At 61.7% G+C, this 18,267-nt stretch carries 18 protein-coding genes; 4 read left to right on the top strand and 14 right to left on the bottom strand.

Annotated elements, in window-relative coordinates:
• Positions 1-80 precede the first annotated feature (80 nt).
• From AC0T4W_RS18145 to AC0T4W_RS18130, 4 genes are all read left to right on the top strand, one after another.
• Entirely contained in the window at positions 81-812 is a 732-nt protein-coding gene (locus tag AC0T4W_RS18145; protein ID WP_476321350.1) for a substrate-binding periplasmic protein, read from the top strand.
• Positions 813-856: 44 nt separating this feature from the next.
• The gene (locus tag AC0T4W_RS18140; RefSeq protein WP_476321348.1) at positions 857-1,735 is read left to right on the top strand and encodes a type II secretion system F family protein; all 879 of its coding nucleotides are present in this window, start codon (positions 857-859) and stop codon (positions 1,733-1,735) included.
• Positions 1,736-2,119: 384 nt separating this feature from the next.
• Positions 2,120-2,983 carry an isocitrate lyase/PEP mutase family protein gene (locus AC0T4W_RS18135; RefSeq protein ID WP_476321346.1) on the top strand — a complete coding sequence of 288 codons (864 nt, stop codon included), beginning with the start codon at positions 2,120-2,122 and terminating at the stop codon, positions 2,981-2,983.
• Between the two features lie 88 nt (positions 2,984-3,071).
• Positions 3,072-3,338: a DksA/TraR family C4-type zinc finger protein gene (locus AC0T4W_RS18130; protein ID WP_476321344.1), complete on the top strand. Its 267-nt coding sequence runs from the start codon at positions 3,072-3,074 to the stop codon at positions 3,336-3,338.
• Positions 3,339-3,496: 158 nt separating this feature from the next.
• Here the strand turns inward: AC0T4W_RS18130 and AC0T4W_RS18125 are convergent, their stop codons facing one another.
• The 14 genes from AC0T4W_RS18125 to AC0T4W_RS18060 form a co-directional block, all read right to left on the bottom strand.
• Positions 3,497-4,015: an REP-associated tyrosine transposase gene (locus AC0T4W_RS18125; protein WP_476321342.1), complete on the bottom strand. Its 519-nt coding sequence runs from the start codon at positions 4,013-4,015 to the stop codon at positions 3,497-3,499.
• 206 nt (positions 4,016-4,221) lie between these two features.
• Positions 4,222-5,922 (bottom strand): urease subunit alpha, encoded by a 1,701-nt coding sequence (ureC, locus tag AC0T4W_RS18120; RefSeq protein WP_476321340.1) that lies wholly within the window; start codon positions 5,920-5,922, stop codon positions 4,222-4,224.
• Between the two features lie 108 nt (positions 5,923-6,030).
• Positions 6,031-6,336: an urease subunit beta gene (locus tag AC0T4W_RS18115; protein WP_476321338.1), complete on the bottom strand. Its 306-nt coding sequence runs from the start codon at positions 6,334-6,336 to the stop codon at positions 6,031-6,033.
• A complete protein-coding gene (locus tag AC0T4W_RS18110) occupies positions 6,333-6,863 on the bottom strand; it encodes a GNAT family N-acetyltransferase (RefSeq protein ID WP_476321334.1) in 531 nt (176 codons plus the stop codon). The genes AC0T4W_RS18115 and AC0T4W_RS18110 overlap by 4 nt, the downstream gene beginning before the upstream one ends.
• A complete protein-coding gene (locus tag AC0T4W_RS18105; RefSeq protein WP_476321332.1) occupies positions 6,863-7,375 on the bottom strand; it encodes an N-acetyltransferase family protein in 513 nt (170 codons plus the stop codon). Before AC0T4W_RS18105 ends, AC0T4W_RS18110 begins: the two co-directional genes overlap by 1 nt.
• Before the next feature lie 2 nt (positions 7,376-7,377).
• Complete coding sequence (ureA, locus tag AC0T4W_RS18100) at positions 7,378-7,680, bottom strand: urease subunit gamma (protein WP_476321330.1); 303 nt, start codon at positions 7,678-7,680, stop codon at positions 7,378-7,380.
• Between the two features lie 3 nt (positions 7,681-7,683).
• Positions 7,684-8,523: an urease accessory protein UreD gene (locus AC0T4W_RS18095; RefSeq protein ID WP_476321328.1), complete on the bottom strand. Its 840-nt coding sequence runs from the start codon at positions 8,521-8,523 to the stop codon at positions 7,684-7,686.
• 97 nt (positions 8,524-8,620) lie between these two features.
• Positions 8,621-9,319 (bottom strand): urea ABC transporter ATP-binding subunit UrtE, encoded by a 699-nt coding sequence (gene urtE, locus AC0T4W_RS18090; protein ID WP_476321326.1) that lies wholly within the window; start codon positions 9,317-9,319, stop codon positions 8,621-8,623.
• Between the two features lie 115 nt (positions 9,320-9,434).
• On the bottom strand, positions 9,435-10,286 hold the full coding sequence (gene urtD, locus AC0T4W_RS18085) for an urea ABC transporter ATP-binding protein UrtD (protein ID WP_476321324.1): 852 nt from the start codon (positions 10,284-10,286) through the stop codon (positions 9,435-9,437).
• Positions 10,286-11,377 (bottom strand): urea ABC transporter permease subunit UrtC, encoded by a 1,092-nt coding sequence (gene urtC / locus AC0T4W_RS18080; RefSeq protein WP_476321322.1) that lies wholly within the window; start codon positions 11,375-11,377, stop codon positions 10,286-10,288. Before urtC ends, urtD begins: the two co-directional genes overlap by 1 nt.
• Before the next feature lie 148 nt (positions 11,378-11,525).
• Positions 11,526-13,097, bottom strand: coding sequence for an urea ABC transporter permease subunit UrtB (gene urtB / locus AC0T4W_RS18075; protein ID WP_476321320.1), 1,572 nt, complete (start codon positions 13,095-13,097; stop codon positions 11,526-11,528).
• Positions 13,098-13,279: 182 nt separating this feature from the next.
• Positions 13,280-14,548, bottom strand: coding sequence for an urea ABC transporter substrate-binding protein (urtA, locus tag AC0T4W_RS18070; protein WP_476321319.1), 1,269 nt, complete (start codon positions 14,546-14,548; stop codon positions 13,280-13,282).
• 196 nt (positions 14,549-14,744) lie between these two features.
• Positions 14,745-15,341, bottom strand: a complete 597-nt coding sequence (locus AC0T4W_RS18065) for a MarC family protein (protein WP_476321317.1) — start codon at positions 15,339-15,341, stop codon at positions 14,745-14,747.
• A 67-nt stretch (positions 15,342-15,408) separates the two neighbouring features.
• A complete protein-coding gene (locus AC0T4W_RS18060; protein WP_476321315.1) occupies positions 15,409-18,189 on the bottom strand; it encodes a hybrid sensor histidine kinase/response regulator in 2,781 nt (926 codons plus the stop codon).
• Positions 18,190-18,267 lie beyond the last annotated feature (78 nt).

The following is an 18,267-nucleotide window of genomic DNA, read 5'->3' as shown; positions in this document are numbered from 1 at the left end:
TAACGCGACTTGCCCGGCTCTGAGCTAGTCTGAAGCCAGTACCGGGAGAACCCACTTTGCTAAAACCATGCTGCACGCTGATGATCTGGCTGCTGCTTTGCCTGGCGGGGCCTGCGTTTGCCGAATTGCATTTGTTTACCGAAGAAGCGCCGCCGACCAGCTTTAGCCGCGATGGCGAGCTGCAGGGGCTGGCAGTAGATGTGGTGCGCGTGCTAATTGAGCGCACCGGCGACCCCGGCAAGATCGAGCTGCTACCCTGGACACGCGGCTATAACCTGGCTCAACAAAAGCCCAATACAGCGATCTTCTCCACCGTGCGTACCCCGGAGCGTGAGGCCAAGTTTCAGTGGGTCGGCCCTCTGCTGATCGGCACCACCAGCTTCTACTCGCTTAAATCGCGCAACCTGCGTTTCGACAACTTGCAGCAAGCCGCCGAGAGTGGCCCGCTGGCCGTGCCGAAACAGTGGTACACCTTTGAAACCTTGAGTGCGCGTGGCTTCAAAAATCTCTACGGGGTTACCAGCGCGAAGAATATGGTGACCATGCTCAAACATGGGCGGGTGCAATTGATTGCCGCTGAAGACCTGACCCTCAAAGATGAGCTGGCCAGTGGCGGTTTGCAGCCGGAGCAGGTACAGGCGCACCTGCCCTTTATGCGCTCGGCCTACTACATCGCCTTTTCCCCGCAAACCGATGCGGCGCTGGTTGAGCGCTGGCGGCGCGCCCTCGATGACATGCACAAAGACGGCAGCTTCGCGCAGATCTTCCGTCGCTGGCTGCCGCATGCCGAGTTGCCGACGGCCACCGAATAGTCTGCTGCGCCTGTTGTGTCGTTCTTATCTCGCGGAGCCTGCTTATGCCGACCCCACGTCTTGTCCTGCTTGATCTTGCTGCGCGCGCACAGCTATTCGGCCATTTGGCGGCCATGGAAAAAGCTGGCGTGCCGATCGAGCGCGCATTGCTCAGTGCGCAAGTGCCGCCGCGCGCCAAGGCTGCACTGGCCAGCCTGCAAACACAGATTGCCAGCGGTAGCGATATGGCCAGTGCCGGGTTGCGCAGTGGTTTGTTTACCCCGCTGGACAGCACCCTGCTAGGCGCGGCCCAGGCCAGCGGCTGCCTGGCGGCGGTTTATCAGCGCCTGGCCGAGCGTTACGACCATCGCGCGCAACAGGCCGCCGCCGTGAAGTCGCGCCTGCTGATGCCGGCAGCGGTGCTGGTGCTGGCGCTGTTTATCCAACCGCTGCCGGCGTTGGTCGGCGGTCAGCTGAGCATCATCGGTTATTTGTGGGGTGTGCTCTGGCCTTTGCTGGCGCTGGGGGCGCTCTATGCGTTGGGGCGTGGGCTTTATCGGCGCCGTGAGCACGCGCCCGCTGGCGCGGCCTCGCCTCTCGATGGTCTGTTGGCGAGTGCGCCGATTCTCGGCCCTGCATTGCTGCGGCGGAATCTGCGCGACTTTTTCGATAGCCTAGGGCTGATGCTGGAGGCCGGCATGCCCATGTTAGACGCCTTGCCCAATGCCTGTGCGGTGATCAGCCATGCGCCGCTGCGCAAACGCTTCAGCGCTGTGCCGCTGGCTATTCAGCGCGGGCAAAGCCTGGCTCAGGCATTGGCGTCTATCGACTTTCCCGGCCAGGGTCTAGCACTTGGCATGATTCGCACGGGCGAGGCCAGCGGCACCTTGCCGGCCAGCCTGCTCAACTACGCCGGGGGGAAACCCTTAAGCTGGATAGCCTGACCGAACAGCTGGCCACCTGGCTGCCGCGTTTGCTGTATGCCGGGGTGATGCTGTGGATGGCCTATGGGCTGCTTACGGGCGCAGGTTTTGGGCCGCGCATGCCGGCAGAGCTTACGATCTGCTGCGCGTCGGCCCTGCGGCGTTAAAAACAGGCTCGGAATACTCATGTACAAAAGTACACTCCGCTTCCTCACCTGTTTTTGCCTTGCAGGTCTCTAGCTCGCTAAATCGTAAATATCGTCTCAAAGGCGCAAGGAGTTGTTCACGGACTGAAAGGCGGGCGCAAGGTTGTTGGTCGACTATGTAGTTTTGCTACATGACGAGTTTTGTAGTTTTGCTACATAATCCCTTGCTCAGAATTGACCATGAACGATGGTGCACCCCATGCAAAGAGCCTCGCATCACGACCTTCGCGCACAATTTCGCGCGCTTCTTGCTTCGAATAGCTGTTATCACACCGCTTCCGTATTTGATCCCATGGCCGCGCGAATAGCCGCTGACCTGGGCTTTGAAGTCGGCATTCTGGGCGGTTCTGTAGCTTCACTACAAGTTTTGGCCGCCCCTGATTTCGCCCTGATTACCCTCAGCGAGTTTGTCGAGCAGGCCACCCGAATTGGTCGCGTCAGCCGCCTGCCGGTGATCGCCGATGCCGATCACGGCTATGGCAATGCGCTCAATGTGATGCGCACCGTGGTCGAGTTGGAGCGCGCCGGGATTGCCGCGCTGACCATCGAAGACACCCTGCTACCCGCCCAATTCGGCCGTAAATCTACCGACCTGATCAGCATTGATGAAGGTGTCGGCAAAATCCGTGCGGCCCTGGAAGCGCGTGTTGACCCGGATCTGGCGATCATCGCCCGCACCCACGCCGGCGTGCTGGAGGTCAGTGAGGTGATTCGCCGCACTCAGGCTTACCAGGCGGCCGGTGCCGATGCTATCTGCATTGTCGGCATCGAGGATTTCGCCCACCTGGAGCAGATTGCCGAACAACTGAGCGTGCCGCTGATGCTGGTCACCTACGGCAACCCCAAACTGCGCAACAACGCGCGCCTGGCCAGCTTGGGTGTGCGCATTGTGGTCAACGGCCATGCGGCCTACTTCGCGGCGATCAAGGCCACCTATGACTGTTTACGTGAGCAGCGCGGCGGCGATGCCAGCGACCTTACCGCCTCCGAACTGGCGCTGAAGTACACCCTGCCCGAAGAGTATTTCGTCTGGGCCGAAGAGTTTATGAATGTGAGGGAGTAGTGCATTCCGCCGACTGGCAGCGCTTGTAAAATCACCTGTCGAGGCTCATACCTAGCACAGCGTTAGGTATACCGAATGGGAGGTTGTGATGGCCGGTGGCTGGGCAAATGACGGCGCGGTACAGGAACAGATCGACAGCAGCATCGAGGACGCCATTCAGCGTGCCCGCCGCCAGTTGCCGAGCGGCGAGAGCCTGAGCCACTGCGAGGAATGCGACGCCGCTATTCCTGAGGCGCGGCGCAAAGCCATCCCCGGCGTGCACCTGTGCGTGGCCTGCCAGACCGAGCACGACCAGGAGCAGGCCAAGTTCAGCGGCTATAACCGCCGGGGTAGCAAGGACAGTCAGCTGCGTTGAGGGTGTAGATGGTTGTTGTTGGGCTTCGCCGCTTCGCGGCTCAACCGCAACCTACGGGGTGTGGTGTTGGGCTTCGCCGCTTCGCGGCTCAACCGCAACCTACAGGTGGTGTGCGTAGGTTGTGGTTGAGCGCAGCGAAGCCCAACGTGGTTTTTCTCCTATAGATCTCCCTTTAGCGATGAAGGGCCGCCCCAATCCGGCGTTATCAGGCCTTGGCGCACATAGCGGTGAATGGATGAGTAGGGCCAGTCAATGGGGTGTTGGACATGGCCGTGCTTGACCGGATTGAAGTGGATGTAGTCGATATGCTGCTGCAGATCCGCCTCATCACGGATGCAATGCTCCCAATAGCGTCGCTGCCAGATGCCGCGCTCACGTTTAAGGTGGCGTGATAGCGAAATACATTCACCAGGTTCTATCTGGCGGCTGAAACCAGGCTTGATCAGGGCCCAGCGAGTCGGGTAATCCAGGTCGCCTTCCGGTAGTTGCCAGATGCAATGTAGATGGTCAGGCAGCACCACCATTGCCAGGATATTGAAGGGATGCTTGTCACGAACCCGGCGAATGCTCCGGCGCAGCGGCTCAATATAGTCCGTCAGCAGTGTTTGGCTGCGGTCGGCGAGCGCGACCGTAAAGAAGTAAGTGCCGCCCGGCACCCAGGCGCGTCGATAGTGCATATTCACCGTCCTTGGTGAGGGGGACGCCTTGAGTGTAGACCGGTGTTTATCGGTTGCCTGGGTGTTGGGCTTCGCCGCTTCGCGGCTCAACCCAACCTACGCACACACTAGTAGGTTGTGGTTGAGCTCAGCGAAGCCCAACATCGGCAGGCCAATTAGTGTGTAGGTTGTGGTTGAGCGCAGCGAAGCCCAACGCAATAGCCGGCTTAAAATAGAAAGTAGCGCTGCGCCATCGGCAGCACGTCCGCCGGCTCGCACCAGAGCAATTGGCCATCGGCCTTGACCTGATAGTTCTGCGCGTCCACTTCGATGTTGGGCAGGTAGTCGTTGTGGATCAGGTCGGTCTTTTTCACGTCACGGCAGCCTTTGACCACGCCGATTTTCTTCTTCAACCCCAGCTGTTCAGGCACGCCGGCATCGAGCGCGGCCTGACTGATAAAGGTCAGGCTGGTGGCGTGCAGGCTGCCGCCGTAGCTGGCGAACATCGGGCGGTAATGCACCGGTTGCGGCGTGGGGATCGAGGCGTTGGCGTCGCCCATCAGGCTGGCGGCAATCGCCCCGCCTTTGAGAATCAGCGTGGGTTTGACGCCAAAAAACGCCGGACGCCAGAGTACCAGGTCGGCCCACTTGCCCACTTCGATGGAACCCACTTCATGGCTGATGCCGTGGGTGATCGCCGGGTTGATGGTGTACTTGGCGATATAGCGTTTGACCCGGAAGTTGCTGTTGCCGGGGCCGTCGCCTTCCAACGGGCCGCGTTGCTTGTGCATTTTGTCGGCGGTCTGCCAGGTGCGCGTGATCACCTCGCCAACGCGGCCCATGGCCTGGCTGTCGGAGCTGATCATGCTGAACGCGCCGAGGTCATGCAGGATGTCCTCGGCGGCGATGGTCTCGCGGCGAATACGGCTTTCGGCGAAGGCCACGTCCTCGGCGATGCTCGGATCAAGGTGGTGGCAGACCATCAGCATGTCCAGGTGTTCGTCGATGGTGTTGCGGGTAAACGGCCGGGTCGGGTTGGTCGAGCTGGGCAGCACATTCGGGAAGCCGCAGGCCTTGATGATGTCCGGTGCGTGGCCGCCACCGGCACCTTCGGTGTGGTAGGTGTGGATGGTGCGGCCCTTGAAGGCGGCCAGCGTCGTCTCGACAAAGCCGGACTCATTCAGGGTGTCGGTGTGGATTGCCACCTGCACGTCGAACTGATCGGCCACGCTGAGGCAATTGTCGATGGCCGCCGGGGTGGTGCCCCAGTCCTCGTGCAACTTGAGGCCGATGGCACCGGCCTTGACCTGCTCGATCAAAGGCTCCGGCAAGCTGGCGTTGCCCTTACCGGTAAAGCCCAGGTTCATCGGGAAGGCGTCGGCGGCCTGCAGCATGCGCGCCATATGCCAGGGGCCGGGGGTGCAGGTGGTGGCGTTGGTGCCGGTGGCCGGCCCGGTGCCGCCGTCGATCATGGTGGTGACGCCGCTCATCAAGGCCTCTTCGATCTGCTGCGGGCAGATGAAGTGGATATGGCTGTCGATGCCGCCAGCGGTGAGGATCATGCCTTCACCGGCAATCACTTCGGTGCCTGCGCCAATGGCGATGGTCACATCGGGCTGGATATCCGGGTTGCCCGCCTTGCCGATGGCGGCGATACGGCCTTCTTTGAGGCCCACGTCAGCTTTGACGATGCCCCAGTGGTCGATGATCAGCGCGTTGGTAATCAGGGTGTCGACCACATCGGCGGCGCACAGTTGGCCCTGGCCCATGCCGTCGCGGATGACCTTACCGCCGCCGAATTTCACTTCTTCGCCGTAGGTGGTGAAGTCTTTCTCAACCTCAATCCACAGCTCGGTATCGGCCAGGCGCACCTTGTCGCCGACGGTGGGGCCGAACATGTCGGCGTAGGCTTGGCGGGAGATTTTCATGTTTGTCCTATCCGTAGGATGGGTTAGCGGCGAAGCGGCGTAACCCATCAATGTTTGGTTCGGTTTTGGCGATGGGTATCGCTTCGCGCCACCCATCCTGCCCAGACGTTACAGCTCGCCCATTACCCGTCCGGCAAAGCCGAACACGCGGCGCTGGCCGGCCAGATCGACCAGCTCGACGTCGCGCGACTGCCCAGGCTCGAAACGCACGGCGGTACCGGCCGGGATATTCAGGCGCATACCGCGCGTTATGGCGCGGTCGAACGTCAGCGCGTCGTTGGTCTCGTAAAAGTGGTAGTGCGAGCCAACCTGAATCGGTCGGTCGCCGCTGTTGGCCACGGTCAGGCTGATAGTGCGACGGCCGGCGTTGAGCTCGATTTCGCCGTCCTGAATCTGGTATTCACCGGGAATCATGGGTGTGGCCTCGATAGGATTTTGTAGTAAATGGCATTTGCGCGGTACTGCCCGTCAGGGCCGCACGCATAGTCAGGTAGCCCGCCGATGCAGGTGTAGCCCAGGGCCTGGTAGAAGGCTTCGGCGTCGCTGCCGGCTTCGGTGTCCAGGTACAGCAAGCCGCGTTGCAGCTCGGCCGCTTCGCCTTCCAGGCGCTGCATCAGGTGGTTGGCGATGCCACGGCGGCGGGCGTTGCTGTGCACTAGGAGTTTCTGCACTTCGGCGCGGTTGAGGCCATTGGGCTTCTGGCACAGCACCAGTTGCACGCTGCCCAGCACCTGGCCCTGCTCGTGGGCCAGCCAGAGCATGTGAGTGCCATCGCGCAAGCCGGCCAGGACCTGGTCGAAGTAGGCGTGGGCCGCGTCAGCATCCAGGTCCGCGAGAAAGCCCACTGAGGCGCCATGGGCGACGGAGTCGAGCAGCAGGGCCTGCAGGCCTTGGCGATAAGGCTCAAAGTCTGCCGCGTCAAGGCGCTTGATGCTCAGCATCAGAGCGCACTCCTTTCGGGGCTAAGCATCAGTTGCATAAAGGTCAGGTCGAGCCAGCGGCCGAACTTATGGCCTACTTGCGGCATTTTTCCGGTGGTGACAAAACCGAGGCGTTCGTGCAGGCGGATCGAAGCGCTGTTGCCGCTCTCGATGGCGGCGACCATAACGTGCAATTTGCCCCGTCGAGCGCGCTCTATCAGCGCCCGCATCAGCAGCGGGCCGAGACCTTGGCCGCGTTGGTCGCTACGCACATACACCGAGTGCTCGACGGTATGGCGAAAGCCTTCGATGCTGCGCCAAGTGCCGTAACTGGCATAACCGACGACTGCGCCGCTGGCGTCGCGGGCGACCAGTACCGGGAAGCCGGTGGCGTGGCGCTCGTTAAACCAGGCCTGGCGGTTGGCGAGATCAACTTGGGTCTCGTTCCAGATCGCCGTGGTGTTGAGCACGGCGTCGTTGTAGATGGCTAGGATGGCGGGCAGGTCGGCGGCTGTGGCGTCTTGAATAATCATGCTTATGCAATCGGCTGATGAACGGTTACGAGCTTGGTACCGTCGGGGAAGGTGGCTTCGATCTGGATCTCGGGGATCATTTCCGCGATGCCTTCCATGACCTGATCGCGAGTCAGCAGGGTGGTGCCCAAATGCATCAGCTCGGCCACGGTCTGGCCGTCGCGCGCGCCTTCCAGCAGCGCGGCGCTGATATAGGCCATGGCTTCCGGGTAGTTGAGTTTTACCCCACGGGCCAGGCGCCGTTCGGCCACTAGGCCTGCGGTGAAGATCAGCAGTTTGTCTTTTTCGCGCGGGGTTAAATCCATCGTTCAAGTGCTCCAGATTCTTGGGGGGACAGCGCTGCGGCCGAATAAAGCCGGGCGCAGCAGGTGCCAGAGTGCGATTAGCCAGGCGCGGGCATGTAGGGCCTCGTCGGCCAGGCAGCGGGCCACCAGCAGGCCGGGTAATTGGGTCAGGTCGCCGCGCACTGGGGTACTCAGGCTGCGGCAGTGTTCAAGTAATTCGTTGTCGATTTCGCCACTGATCAGCAGCGTGGCAAACACCGGCTGGCCGTTCAGGCCGATGGGCGAGTCGAGCAGGCCGTCGCCGCCGACCACGCGCTGGCGTTCGTGCCAGAGCAGTTGGCCGTCGCGGCGGATATTCAGTTGTGCTTGAAAGTGCCCAGCGTCGAAGCGTTCGCCGCTGGCCGGGCGGCCGAGGGCGACGATATCCCAGTAGAGCAGCTTGGCATCGCCGAGCAGTTCGATATCGGTGGTGAGTTCAGCCTGGGCCGCAGCGTAGACGATGGTTTCCTGGGGTAGCCATTCCAGGGTGGCACCGGCTTCCACGCGCAGCTTGAGACGCTGGTAAGCCGGGCCGGCGGCGCGGTACCACTTGGCCGCGCCGGGGCTTGTTAGTTGCGCCCAGGCATTGCTGCCGACCGTAGCCGAAATATCCAGGCGATCACCACCGGCTATGCCGCCGGGTGGATGGACGATGATGTGTTGGCACACCTCGGGCCCTTCGGCATACAGGTGCTTCTGCACCCGCAACGGGCCTTTATGCCGGCGCAATGTCGGCCGCGTGCAATCACCGTCACGGCCATAACCCAGCTCCAGCTCGGCGTGCCAGCTGGGGGTGAATAGAGCAGTGGGTACGGGTGCGTTCATAGTTGGCTTTGTCTGGGGAATGGGCTTTTGCTGTTCTGTAGGAGCGAGCTTGCTCGCGAATTGCAATCGCGAGCAAGCTCGCTCCTACAGGTTGTTCTCAAATCGCCACCAGGCCGCGAACGCCATCGGCCTCCATAGTTTCGCCACGGCCCTGCTGGACGATCTCGCCCCGGCTCATCACCAGGTACTGGTCGGCCAGCTCGGCGGCAAAGTCATAGAACTGCTCGACCAGCAGAATGGCCATATCGCCGCGCTCGGCAAGCTTCTTGATCACCACGCCGATCTCCTTGATCACCGAGGGCTGGATGCCTTCGGTGGGCTCGTCGAGGATCAGCAGGCGCGGTTTGCTGGCCAGTGCGCGGCCGATGGCCAACTGTTGCTGCTGGCCGCCGGAGAGGTCGCCGCCACGGCGTTGCTTCATCTCGCGCAGCACCGGGAACAGTTCGTAGATAAATTCCGGCACCACTTTGGCTTCGCTGCCGGGGAAGCGTGACAAGCCCATCAGCAAGTTCTCTTCCACGGTCAGGCGGCCGAAAATTTCCCGGCCCTGGGGCACGTAGGCGATGCCGGCGTGCACGCGCTGGTGCGGTTTGAAGGTGATGATCGGCTGGCCTTCCCACTGCACCGCGCCCTCTTTGGCAGGGATCAGGCCCATCAGGCATTTCAGCAGGGTGGTTTTGCCCACGCCGTTGCGTCCGAGCAGGCAGGTGACTTCGCCCACGTTGGCTTCGAATGACAGACCACGGAGAATATGGCTGCCGCCGTAGTATTGGTGGAGTTGTTGGACTTGCAGCATGTCGATGTCCTTGTGCTCTTCGTAGGTTGGGCTGAGCGCAGCGAAGCCCAACATGTGTGACCCAGGTATTGCGTTGGGCTTCGTCGCTGCGCTCCTCAGCCCAACCTACAAAGCTTTACCGGCCCAGATAAACCTCAATCACCCGCTCATCGTTCTGCACCTGTTCCAGCGAGCCTTCGGCGAGCACGCTGCCCTGGTGCAGGACGGTGACGTGGTCGGCGATGGAGCCGACAAAGCCCATGTCGTGCTCCACCACCATCAGCGAGTGCTTGCGCGCCAGCGACTTGAACAGCTCGGCGGTGAACTCGGTTTCGGCGTCGGTCATGCCGGCCACCGGTTCATCGAGCAGCAACAGTTGCGGGTCCTGCACCAGCAGCATACCGATCTCCAGAAACTGCTTCTGGCCGTGGGACAGCAAGCCGGCAGGGCGCTGACGTGAGGTATCGAGCTTGATCGTCTGCAGCACTTCATCGATGCGGTCTTGCTGCTCGCCGGTCAGTTTGGCGCGCAGGCTGGCCCATACCGATTTATTGGTTTTCTGTGCCAGCTCCAGGTTCTCGAATACGCTGAGTGCCTCGAACACCGTGGGCTTCTGGAACTTGCGACCGATGCCGGACTGGGCGATTTTCACTTCGCTCATCTGGGTCAGGTCGAGGGTTTCGCCAAAGTAGGCGACGCCGTTGTCCGGGCAGGTCTTGCCGGTGATCACGTCCATCATGGTGGTCTTGCCGGCGCCATTGGGGCCGATGATGCAGCGCAGTTCACCGACGCCGATATACAGGGTCAGGTTGGTCAGGGCCTTGAAGCCATCGAAGCTGACGTTGATGTCTTCAAGGGTCAGGATGGTGCCGTGACGAACGTTCAGGCCCTTGCTGGCCAGGGTGCTGGCACCAATTGCATCGCGGCCGCTGCCAGCTGGGTCAAAGGCGGGTTCGAGCATAAAGTCGGGGGCCGGAGTGGCGCGCATCATTGCTCTCCTTTTTTACGAAGAAGGCCAATCACGCCTTTCGGTAAGAACAGGGTTACGACAATGAACAAGAAGCCCAGAGCAAATAGCCAGTACTCGGGGAAGGCCACGGTAAACCAGCTCTTCATGCCGTTGACCAAGCCAGCGCCGAGCAGCGGGCCGATCAGCGTGCCGCGCCCACCGAGGGCGACCCACACGGCGGCTTCGATGGAGTTGGTCGGCGACATTTCGCTGGGGTTGATAATGCCCACTTGCGGCACATAGAGCGCGCCGGCCAAGCCGCAGAGCACGGCGCTAAGCACCCAGATAAACAGCTTGTAACCGCGCGGGTCGTAACCGCAGAACATCAGGCGGTTTTCCGCATCGCGCAGCGCCGTCAGCACCCTGCCGAACTTGCTGCGGGCAAGCCGCCAGCCCAGGTACAGGCTGGCCACCAGCAACACCACGGTGGCAAAGAACAGCACCGCGCGGGTGTGCGCCGAGGTGATGTCGAAACCCAGAATCGTCCTGAAATTGGTAAAGCCGTTGTTGCCGCCAAAGCCGGTTTCGTTACGGAAGAACAGCAGCATGCCGGCGAAGGTCAGCGCCTGGGTCATGATCGAGAAGTACACGCCCTTAATCCGCGAACGGAAGGCGAAGAAGCCGAACACCAGGGCCAGCAAGCCCGGCGCCAACACCACCAGGCACATGGCCCAGAGGAAGTTGTCGGTGCCGACCCAGTACCAAGGCAGCTCGGTCCAGGCCAGGAAGCTCATAAAAGCGGGCAAGCCATCACCGGCCGCTTCGCGCATCAGGTACATGCCCATGGCGTAACCGCCGAGGGCAAAGAACAGGCCGTGGCCCAGGGACAGCAGGCCGGCATACCCCCAGACCAGATCGAGCGCCAGGGCGACGATGCAGTAGCAGAGGATTTTGCCGACCAGGGTCAGGGTGTAGGCCGACACATGCAGGGCGTTGTCCGCCGGCAGCAGGTGCAGCAGCGGCATGGCCAGCAGCACGGCGAGTACCAGCAGGCCGATGGCGATGGATACCTGCGGGCCGAGCTTGGCGCTGGCACGCGCCAATAGTGTTTGGTTGAGTGGCATGGTCATCAGTTGATCACCCATCCTGTCGCGGCAAATGAGTGTTGGCTCGAAGTGAGCTCGTCAGCCTGTAGGAGCGCGCCATGCGCGCGAACAATGGCTGCGACGCGGTCGCAGGCATGGCCAGCTCCTACGGTTTCAATGCGGCTAATCTGGCTCAATCGATCACCCGTCCTTTCAAAGCAAACAGACCTTGCGGGCGTTTCTGAATAAACAGAATGATCAGCGCGAGGATCAGGATCTTGCCGAGTACGGCACCGATCTGCGGTTCGAGAATCTTGTTGGCGATGCCCAGCCCAAAGGCCGCCATCACGCTGCCAGCCAACTGGCCGACACCGCCGAGCACCACCACCAGGAAGGAGTCGATGATATAGCTCTGGCCGAGGTCCGGGCCGACGTTGCCGATCTGGCTCAGGGCCACGCCGCCGAGGCCGGCGATACCGGAGCCGAGGCCGAAGGCGAGCATGTCCACCCGGCCGGTCGGCACGCCGCAGCAGGCGGCCATATTGCGGTTCTGGGTCACGGCACGCACGTTAAGGCCCAGGCGCGTCTTGTTCAGCAGCAGCCAGGTCAGCACCACCACAAACAGGGCGAAGCCGATAATCACGATGCGGTTGTACGGCAGCACCAGGTTCGGCAGCACCTGAATGCCGCCAGACAGCCAGTAAGGGTTGGCCACTTCGACGTTCTGCGCGCCGAAGATCACCCGCACCAGCTGGATCAGAATCAGGCTGATGCCCCAGGTGGCAAGCAGGGTTTCCAGCGGGCGGCCGTAGAGGTGGCGAATCACCGTGCGTTCCAGCGCCATGCCGATAGCCGCTGTGACGAAGAACGCCACCGGCAGCGCCACCAGCGGGTAGAGCGCCAGGGCTTCCGGGGCGAAACGCTGGAACAGCACCTGCACCATATAGGTGGAGTAGGCGCCGAGCATCAGCATCTCGCCGTGGGCCATGTTGATCACCCCGAGCAGGCCGAAGGTGATGGCCAGGCCCAGCGCCGCTAGAAGCAGAATCGAACCGAGCGACAGGCCGCTAAAGGCCTGGCCGAGCAGTTCGCCGATCAGCAGTTTACGTTTAACCTGGGTCAGGCTGGTTTCGGCGGCCGTACGCACCGTTGGGTCACTTTCTACGGCCGGGTCGAGCAGGGTTTCCAGGCGGGTGCGGGCCAGCGGGTCGCCGGTTTCACCGAGCAGGCGCACGGCGGACAGGCGAATGGCCGGATCGCTGTCGACCAGCTGTAGGTTGGCCAGAGCCAGGGTCAGGGCATCGCGCACGCCGTCGTCGGTTTCGCTGGCGACTTGGGCATTGAGCAGTTGCAGCTGGGCTGGCTTGGCACTCTTCTGCAGGTGCTGGGCGGCAGCCAGGCGCAGCGCCGGGTCGTCGGCCAGCAGTTGGTGGCTGGCCAATGTGGTGGCGGTCAGGCCGCGCAGGCGGTTATTCAGGCGCAGCTTCTTCGGTGTTTCGACCGGATGTGCGTCGCCTTCTGCGGGTTGATACGCACCATTGAATTCGATAAAAGCATTTTTCGCGCTGTCGGCGGCTACGCGGCCTTGTTGCAGGGCTTCGATCAGCGGCAGGCGCGCCGCATCCGGTGCAGCCGACCAGCTTTCCAGCAGGCTGGCCTGCTTGGCCGAGCTGGCGGCGGCAAAATCGCTGGCATCACCAGCGTGGGCGATCACTGGCAGCAACAGCGCCAGTGACAGCAGGAGTCGGTACAGGGCAGTGGGCATAAGGAACAGTCCTTCGATTACGGTCGTAGCCCGGATGCAATCCGGGACGGCCTTTCCCGGATTGCATCCGGGCTACTGTAGGCGCGAGCTTGCTCGCGATCGCGGTTTACCAGGACAATCGCGTCGCTTTGATCGCCAGCAAGCTGGCTCCTACAGATATAGGCGGGGCTAGGCCCGTCGGATCAGTTCGACTTCACCGCGTAATCCGGCTTCTTGTCGTTGCCTGCGATATACGGGCTCCATGGCTGCGCACGGACTGGCCCTTCTGTCTGCCACACCACCGAGAACTGACCATCTTCCTGCACTTCACCGATCATCACCGGCTTGTGCAGGTGGTGGTTGGTTTTGTCCATGGTCAGGGTGTAGCCGCTCGGTGCGGCGAAGGTTTGGCCGTACATGGCCTCACGCACTTTATCGACGTCCGTGGTGCCGGCTTTTTCTACGGCCTGGGCCCACATGTGGATGCCCACGTAGGTGGCTTCCATCGGGTCATTGGTCACCACGGTGTCGGCGTTCGGCAGGCTCTTGGCCTTGGCGTAGGCTTTCCAATCGGCAACGAATTTGGTGTTGACCGGGTTTTCCACTGACTGGAAGTAGTTCCAGGCGGCCAGTTGGCCTACCAGCGGCTTGGTGTCGATGCCGCGCAGTTCTTCCTCTCCGACCGAGAAGGCCACCACCGGAATATCGGTGGCTTCGATGCCCTGGTTGGCCAGTTCCTTGTAGAACGGCACGTTGGAGTCGCCGTTGACGGTGGAGATCACTGCGGTTTTGCCGCCAGCCGAGAACTTCTTGATGTTGGCCACGATGGTTTGGTAGTCGCTGTGGCCGAACGGGGTGTAGACCTCTTCGATGTCTTTTTCCGCTACGCCTTTGCTGATCAGGAAGGCGCGCAGGATTTTGTTGGTGGTGCGCGGGTAGACGTAGTCGGTGCCGAGCAGGAAGTAGCGCTTGGCCGCGCCGCCGTCTTCGCTCATCAGGTACTCAACTGCCGGGATGGCTTGCTGGTTTGGCGCCGCACCAGTGTAGAACACGTTGGGCGACAGCTCTTCGCCTTCGTACTGCACGGGGTAGAACAGCAGGCCGTTGAGCTCTTCATAGACCGGCAATACGGATTTGCGCGACACGCTGGTCCAGCAGCCGAAGGTCACGTCGACCTTGTCCTGGGTCAGCAGTTGGCGACCGCGCTCGGCGAACAGCGGCCAGTTCGAGGCTGGGTCGACTACTACCGGCTCCAGCTGCTTGCCGAGTACGCCGCCCTTGGCGTTGATTTCGTCGATGGTCATCAACGCCATGTCTTTCAGCGAAGTTTCCGAGATGGCCATGGTGCCGGACAGCGAGTGCAGAATGCCGACCTTGATGGTCTCGGCGGCTTGCACGGTGAAGGGGAACAAACCGCTTAACAGCAGGGCGCTGGCGGCGAGGCTGGACTTAAGAAGAGGGCGACGCTTCATTGTTATGGCTCCATGCGCAACTATTGGAAGGGACCAAAAGGGTCGCCAGGCCAGTCGCAGAATCCGTGCCAATCATTGCAGAGCCTTGTTCTAGAGAGCCTTGTACCTTGTTGGTGGAGATCTTTTGGGATTCGGATGCGCTGCTTTGGTGCGGCTAATGCGCTGAAGTGCGGCTTGGGTGCACCCCCGCACCAGTTTAGAGCTCCAGGTAATTCTTCACCCCGGTAAAGATGATCTGCGCGGCCAGGGCGCAGACGAACAGCCCCATCAGCCGGCTGACGATTTGCAAGCCCTGATCGCCGAGCAGGCGTTCGAACTGGTTGGACATATACAGCACCACACCCACTGTGAAGCTGGCCAGGGCGATACCCAGCACCGCCACGGCCTTATCGCCCCAGTCCGGCTGGCTGGCGCCCATTAACAGCAGCGCACCGATGGTGCCAGGGCCGACGGTAAGCGGGATGGTCAGCGGCACGATGGTCACGTCCTGCTGTACGTTGTCGCTCTGTACCACCGATTTGCCCTGGGCCATGCCGAGGGCCGAGATAAACAGCACGCTGCCGGCACCGATGCGGAAGGCGTCGATGGTGATGCCGAACAGGGTGAAGATGTGCTTGCCGAACAGGTACAGCAGCACGCTGGCGATCAGTACGCCGAGGGCGACTTTCCAGGCCAGGCGCTTGCGCTCCTTGACCGTGTAGCCGCGGCTCAGGCCGATAAAGCACGACAGTACGAAGAATGGGCTATAGAGCACCAGCAGTTTCAAATACAGGCTGAACAGCACGGACGCCATGGAAAGGACTCGTCTCGTTAAATAAGGGTGGCAGGGTAAGCGTCTAGCGGCTGCCGGGCAATAATCGTTAGGAAGGCAGGGCGTCGCGCTGGCGGCGGATTTCCCGCTCGGCAACCCAGTGCTCGATCAGCTCGCGCAGTTGCGACATTTCCACCGGCTTGGACATATGCCCGTCCATGCCGACCTGGCGCGCGCGCTCCTTGTGCTCATTGAGGATATGCGCGGTCAGCGCCACCACTGGGGTGCGCGAACGCTGTTCGGCGGCCTCCCAGGTGCGTAGCTGCTCGGTGGCGGAGAAGCCATCGAGCACCGGCATTTCGCAGTCCATCAGCACCAGGTCGTACTGCTGGGCCTTCATCGCGCTGAGGGCTTCCTCGCCGTTGCTGGCGGTGTCGGGCTGCAGATTGAGTTTGCCGAGCATGCCGCGGATCACCTTGGTGGAGATAGTGTTGTCTTCGGCCACCAGAATGCGGAAATCATTGGGCACGTTCAGCGGCGCGCTGACCGGCGTTGGGCTGAACATGGGTGAGTCGCTTTTGCCGCGCTGCGCCAGCTCATCGGCCAGGGTGGTTTTTAGGGTGTAGCCGGCCACCGGCTTGGCCAGGATGCGTTTGATCCCGGCGTTGCGCGCGATGATCTTGCTTGGCGCATTGCTGATGCCGGTGAGCATGATCACCAGGATGTCGTGGTTGAGGTTGGCGTCTTCCTTGATCCGTGCGGCCAACTGCATGCCGGTCATGCCGGGCATGTCCTGATCAAGCAGCACGGCATCGAAGTATTCACGCAGGTGCGCTTTGGTGCGCAGCAGGGCCATGGCCTCTTTACCCGACGGCACGGCGCTGACCTGCATGCCCCAGGCGCTGCACTGCTGCACCAGGACCTTGCGGCAGGTGTCGTTGTCGTCCACCACCAGCAGGCGTGCGCCTTGCAGTGAGGCGTCGAGATCGGCCGTCGGTTGTTCCAGGCGGGTGGCGTCCAGCGGCAGGGTCAGCCACAGGGTAGAGCCTTGGCTGCCGCCGCTCTGGATGCCGAACTCGCCGTCCATCAGGCGCACCAACTGGCGGGCGATGATCAGGCCCAGGCGACCGCCGATTTTGGACGCGGCGAGGAAGTCCTTGCTGTGCAGTTCGGCATTCAGCAGCGCGTCGCGTTCGCTGGCGTCCAGCGGCTTGCCGCTGTCCTGCACGGCAATGCGCAGGCGCGGTTGTTCGGTGTTGGTGTCGAGGGCCACGACCAGGAGGATCTCGCCTTCGTCGGTTTGTTTAAAGGCGTTGTCCAGCAGGCTCAGCAGGGTCTGGCGCAGGCGTGTGGGATCGCCGCTGATCACCCGTGGCACTTGCGGTTGCATAAAGCTGATCAGCTCGACCTTCTGCTGTTCGGCCTTGGCGCGGAAGATATCCAGGCAGTCTTCGATCAGCGCGTTAAGGTCGAATTGCACGTCATCCAGCTCGATCTGTCCGGATTCGAGCTTGGAGATATCGAGAATTTCGTTGATCAGGGTGAGCAGTTCGTTGCCCGAGCTGTGGATGGTCTGCACGTAATCGCGTTGCTTGGCCGAGAGCGGGGTGCCGAGTAGCAGTTCGGTCATGCCCAGTACGCCATTCATCGGGGTACGGATTTCGTGGCTGATTTTGGCGAGAAATTCCGCCTTGGCTTTTAGCTCGGCGGAGCTGGCTGCGAGTTCGCGGCTGGTGCTGAAGTGATCCTGCATGATGCGTCGCTGTCGCTCGCTCAGCGCCATGCTGAGGATAAAACCGCTGACCGCAGTAACCGCTAGCAGGCCGTAGGCCATCCACTCGCTCTGCACCGCCCAGTAACCGAAAAGGATTGGCAGTGCGCAGATAAAAGCCGCGCAGAACAGCAATACCGCCAGGCTGAACAGCCGCGCCGGCTGGTAGCCATGCCGCCAGTGGGTCAGCGATACCAGCAGGATACTCAAGGCGGCGATGGCGTTGAGTAGGTAGACCAACTGATTGAGTTGCAGGTTAGTGACCACCAGCAGGGCTACGCAGGCCAGACTGATTACCACCACTTCGCCGGTGAGCAGATGGTTTAGCGGCGTGCTTGGGCAGACCGTATGGAAAAAACTGGCGGTAAAGCACAGGGCGCAGAGTGCGGCCAGCAGCATCGACAGGTTGGCGATCTGCGGTTGCAGGCTTTGCCATTCGCTAAGCCAGGGCGCACTGATGCCGAGCAGGCTGACCACCGCGATCAGCTGGCAGGCCTGGGTGGCCGCCAGCCAAAGGCCGCTGACAGCGCGGGTGTAGGCAAAACGCACAAGGTTATAGGCCACCAACATGCCGAGGCAGCCGAGCAACAGGCCGAACAGCAGTGGGCGATTGTCATCGGCGACCATTGCCTGCGCGCTTTGCAGGGTAATGCTGGGGCGCAGTGCATGCTCCGAGGCCAGGCGTAGGTAGATATCCAGCGGCTGTTCGGTCTTGGGCAAAGGCAGGAGGAAGTCGCGGCTGGCCAGTGGCCGGCTGGAAAACGGTAGATTGCTGCCGGTGTGAGCCTGCTCGATCAGCGTATCGTCTTGCAGCACATACAAATCGAGATAGGCCAGATAGGGCGCGAACACCCGCAGCATCTGCGCGTCAGTGTTGGCCGGTATACGGTGATGCAGCCACAGCGCGCTGTTGCCGCCGGGGGTATAGAGCTGAGTGAGATCGGTGGAGCGGAACTGCGCCTGGCGCTCGGGGCTGCGTACATCATTGAATTGAAGCTCGGCGCTTGGGTCGGTGAGGCTGGACCAGGAAGCCTGTGCCCCCGCCTGAGCCGACGCTGCGGTGAGCGCCATCAGCAGCGTACTGAGTAGCAGGTAGGTGGCAATCCTCAGCCGGCGCACAGTGAAGTCCCTTCAGAAATAAGTGGTCGGATTATAGCCAAGCTGTTCGCGAGGGAAATATGACAAAGGTGGCCAATT

The sequence above is a fragment of the Pseudomonas sp. C7.1 genome (assembly GCF_056312395.1).
Note: the sequence above shows the minus strand (reverse complement) of the source record. Positions and strands in the feature narration are given on the sequence as shown.

Coding starts and splice junctions, on each gene's coding strand:
- AC0T4W_RS18065 (WP_476321317.1), bottom strand. CDS start 15,341: ATGGCGTCCGTGCTGTTCAGCCTGTATTTGAAACTGCTGGTGCTCTAT.
- urtE (WP_476321326.1), bottom strand. CDS start 9,319: ATGCTGCAAGTCCAACAACTCCACCAATACTACGGCGGCAGCCATATT.
- AC0T4W_RS18110 (WP_476321334.1), bottom strand. CDS start 6,863: ATGCTGAGCATCAAGCGCCTTGACGCGGCAGACTTTGAGCCTTATCGC.
- ureC (WP_476321340.1), bottom strand. CDS start 5,922: ATGAAAATCTCCCGCCAAGCCTACGCCGACATGTTCGGCCCCACCGTC.
- AC0T4W_RS18095 (WP_476321328.1), bottom strand. CDS start 8,523: ATGAACGCACCCGTACCCACTGCTCTATTCACCCCCAGCTGGCACGCC.
- AC0T4W_RS18125 (WP_476321342.1), bottom strand. CDS start 4,015: ATGCACTATCGACGCGCCTGGGTGCCGGGCGGCACTTACTTCTTTACG.
- AC0T4W_RS18105 (WP_476321332.1), bottom strand. CDS start 7,375: ATGATTATTCAAGACGCCACAGCCGCCGACCTGCCCGCCATCCTAGCC.
- urtD (WP_476321324.1), bottom strand. CDS start 10,286: ATGCGCGCCACTCCGGCCCCCGACTTTATGCTCGAACCCGCCTTTGAC.
- AC0T4W_RS18115 (WP_476321338.1), bottom strand. CDS start 6,336: ATGATTCCCGGTGAATACCAGATTCAGGACGGCGAAATCGAGCTCAAC.
- urtB (WP_476321320.1), bottom strand. CDS start 13,097: ATGCCCACTGCCCTGTACCGACTCCTGCTGTCACTGGCGCTGTTGCTG.
- urtA (WP_476321319.1), bottom strand. CDS start 14,548: ATGAAGCGTCGCCCTCTTCTTAAGTCCAGCCTCGCCGCCAGCGCCCTG.
- AC0T4W_RS18135 (WP_476321346.1), top strand. CDS start 2,120: ATGCAAAGAGCCTCGCATCACGACCTTCGCGCACAATTTCGCGCGCTT.
- urtC (WP_476321322.1), bottom strand. CDS start 11,377: ATGACCATGCCACTCAACCAAACACTATTGGCGCGTGCCAGCGCCAAG.
- ureA (WP_476321330.1), bottom strand. CDS start 7,680: ATGGATTTAACCCCGCGCGAAAAAGACAAACTGCTGATCTTCACCGCA.
- AC0T4W_RS18130 (WP_476321344.1), top strand. CDS start 3,072: ATGGCCGGTGGCTGGGCAAATGACGGCGCGGTACAGGAACAGATCGAC.
- AC0T4W_RS18140 (WP_476321348.1), top strand. CDS start 857: ATGCCGACCCCACGTCTTGTCCTGCTTGATCTTGCTGCGCGCGCACAG.
- AC0T4W_RS18145 (WP_476321350.1), top strand. CDS start 81: ATGATCTGGCTGCTGCTTTGCCTGGCGGGGCCTGCGTTTGCCGAATTG.